This is a genomic window from Phormidesmis priestleyi BC1401 (assembly GCF_001650195.1).
Taxonomy (GTDB): Bacteria; Cyanobacteriota; Cyanobacteriia; order Leptolyngbyales; family Leptolyngbyaceae; genus Phormidesmis_A; species Phormidesmis_A priestleyi_B.
In genome coordinates, this window is sequence record NZ_LXYR01000135.1 from 1 (window position 1) to 2,990 (window position 2,990).

A 2,990-nucleotide genomic window follows, 5' to 3' on the forward strand; every position below is an offset into this window, starting at 1 on the left:
CGTCCCGTAAACATTGGGTGCCAGTCCAGTAGCGCCAATTTTTGCTCTCTCGTCCAGCGTTGGATAGGCTCAATCACTAACTCACCCGCATAATATGGCGTTCCCGTAGCTTTATTAAACTAAGTGACCCCTTCACAGGAGCCACTTAGTTTAATAAAGCTACGGGAACGCCGGTCTTAACGCTTTTCCTGGCAGGTCATGTCGCTTTACGTACCTTTGCGTCAAGGAACCCAACTTTGGAAAAATCTACTCAAAGAGATATTGACTCAAAGAATCTTTTTTTCTACCCTACTGTAAATTGACGTGGAAGGAAGGAAGGAAGGTTTATGCAAAGGCGCACCTTAATAAAGCTATTAACTATTGGTGGTGCAGGTATTGGTGGTGCAGGAGCAATAGGGGTTGGAGGTCGTTCCTTTGCTGCCGCCATCGCCAGCGAGAATCATGCAGAGTGGGGCTATGTTGGTGCAAAGGATTCCACCCACTGGGGAGATCTCTCAGCGGAATATCAGGCTTGTAAAGTTGGGCAGCAGCAATCTCCGGTTAATTTGCAAAAAGCGATCAAGGCTGAACCATCGCCCCTCCAAATTGCCTATCACGATATTCCTTTGCGGGTTCTCAATAATGGACATACGATTCAAATCAACGCGGCACCTGGAAACCAGATCACATTAAATGGCAGCGTGTATGAGCTGACCCAGTTTCATTTCCATCATCCTAGTGAACACCATTTGGTGAGCAAGACTTACCCAATGGAATTGCACCTGGTTCACAAGGACTCAACAGGGGCGTTGGCTGTGCTGGGTATTTTCTTGCAAGCTGGAAGAGAAAATGACGTGTTAAAGCCCATTTGGGCGGCAATGCCATCAAAAAAACAACCAGAGAAAGTCGTTACGGGTGCTAAAGTTTCGATCGCCAGACTCCTCCCTAAGGGGCGAGAGGCGTATGAGTACTTCGGCTCTCTCACAACCCCGCCCTGTTCTGAGATAGTAAACTGGGTGGTATTTCATGATCCGATTGAAGTCTCACAGTCTCAAATTGATCAGTTCAAACAGATTTTTTCTCTAAATGCTCGCCCCATCCAACCCCTCAGTCATCGATTTATACTAGATGCACAGTCCTGAATTGCTCAAAACGTCCTGGGAGGGTTATTTTTGAAGGGAGCTTCACGCTGCCTTGCACCATCCGTTTGCCTATGGATGCCAACCCATTAAAATCTGGGCGGGGGAGATTCGCCTCTGGACGAGTCCGAGGTGTCATCCTTTCGCCTCAGGGGTGGCAACGGTTTCAGGCAGCAAAACAGCAGGCAGAAGCAACCGAAACTTGGGGGGAGCACTTCAGTCAGGAAGATTTAAGCGATCGCACCAAACTCTCCTCAATACCCTCATCCGGATTTTCAAGCGCGAACAAGGGGTCGATCGTCAGTCCTTAGCGTCTCTCTTCCAGGCATTTGGGCTGACTTTCACGCAGGCAGACTTTACGTCCCCTGTTGCCCCTGATGAAGCGTCGGAACCCCGACGGGCAAATCCGCAACAGGACTGGGGCTTGAGCCGAGATAAAGGCAAAAAGGTGCCAGATGACCTAGAAGACTTATAGGAAGGGAGTTTGGGAGAAGCAATGATCTGTTGCTTTCAAATCAGCACTACTGCGGATCATGCAGAAGTTCTACATTGTGAGACTGCCCCACTTTCTTTGCAGCATATAGGTTATATCTTTTTGAGGGTGAGCTGATCTGACTTTCCGTCTCACGAGCTTGGGGCAGTTTGGCGTACTACAAAACGGCAATTGAGTTCAATTCTAGTCCAGTGCTTTTTTGAGACTGCCGCTCTCAGTTTAGGACAGAGACTTGTAAGAGCAACGCTTTGGCAAAAGCGACGAGCCAGACTTTATCCTCACAGGATTTCCTTGCTCGGTGGCTCTCCAAGAGGGCGTAAAGGTAGCGAGGCTGCATCCAAGTGCCACGCAACAGCCGAAAAGCACACTGTGAAGGGTTTTAGAAAATTCTCGTAGTTTAGCTAAAACATCCCGAAAAACAACCATTGACGGGCAAGGTTTCATACAGAAATAGCGTGAAAGGCTTATTTTACCGTGCGATTTGTAGACACGTTAGCGATCGTTTATGGGCAAATTGCAAATTCTGAGGTTTTTTGCTGGCTTCACTGGTATCGAGGCATTACAGCGATCGCGTGGCACTTGGATGCAGCTTCGCTACCTTTACGCCTAGTTGTAAGAAAGTGCGGGTTCGGGTGCAGTTAACCCCGGTTTGAAAACGCGATGATTGCATGTTTGAGCGTTTGTGGGTGCGGGTCACCACAGTCATCGACTGCTGCTAATTTGATTTGAACCGCTGGACTGCCTTGAATGTTTGAAAAAGTACCTTCAAGGTTGATACTCCCCATGCCTAAAGGCGAGGGGATTCTTGAAGAGTCCACAAGCGAACCTTCAAAGGCGTTAACAAAGCGCCCCTACTGACTCCCTCAAGGCATAGCCCTAAAGTTGTCGCTACTTTTCGCAAGATGTTTGCCGCACCGTTGCAATCAGCATTGATGTACTGATTGTTTTGAGTGCGGTACAAGCCACGTTTAACTCGTCTGCCTGACTCCTTCCACCCTTCGGGTTTCTCACCGATTTTAGGCAGGAAATCATCATCCACAAACGAAGCCTTAGACGTATAGCTTTCTTCCGTCTCAACGAATCGAATCCCGTGCTGTTCGCACAGTTGCGAGACTCTCTCTTTGAGTCTGCCCGTGGGAATCTGGACAAACTTCTGATTGGTTTTAGCACCCATATTGGCACCGTCTTTCTGCCCTCGATTCCAGCCAAACACGACGGTGCCGATTCTGTTCTCAAGACAATGATTGATCACCTTTCTAGCCGCTTTATTGACCGCATCCCTAACCTGACGATTGCGTTTCTCAGTGATGGCAGCTAATCGCTTAGACCAAAAACCTTGAGGCTGATTCTCTTTGAGGGTGGCAACTTGCTTGTTAAAT

At 48.4% G+C, this 2,990-nt stretch carries 3 protein-coding genes; 2 read left to right on the forward strand and 1 reads right to left on the reverse strand.

Annotated elements, in window-relative coordinates:
• Positions 1 to 326: 326 nt before the first annotated feature.
• Both A8707_RS25890 and A8707_RS25895 read left to right on the forward strand, forming a co-directional pair.
• Positions 327 to 1,121: a carbonic anhydrase gene (locus A8707_RS25890; RefSeq protein ID WP_068820309.1), complete on the forward strand. Its 795-nt coding sequence runs from the start codon at positions 327 to 329 to the stop codon at positions 1,119 to 1,121.
• 151 nt (positions 1,122 to 1,272) lie between these two features.
• On the forward strand, positions 1,273 to 1,593 hold the full coding sequence (locus A8707_RS25895) for a hypothetical protein (protein ID WP_068820310.1): 321 nt from the start codon (positions 1,273 to 1,275) through the stop codon (positions 1,591 to 1,593).
• A gap of 805 nt (positions 1,594 to 2,398) precedes the next feature.
• Here A8707_RS25895 and A8707_RS25900 read toward each other — a convergent pair.
• Positions 2,399 to 2,990 (reverse strand): IS200/IS605 family accessory protein TnpB-related protein (locus A8707_RS25900; protein WP_156518899.1); only part of this gene is annotated, 592 nt, incomplete at its 5' end.

Coding starts and splice junctions, on each gene's coding strand:
- A8707_RS25890 (WP_068820309.1), top strand. CDS start 327: ATGCAAAGGCGCACCTTAATAAAGCTATTAACTATTGGTGGTGCAGGT.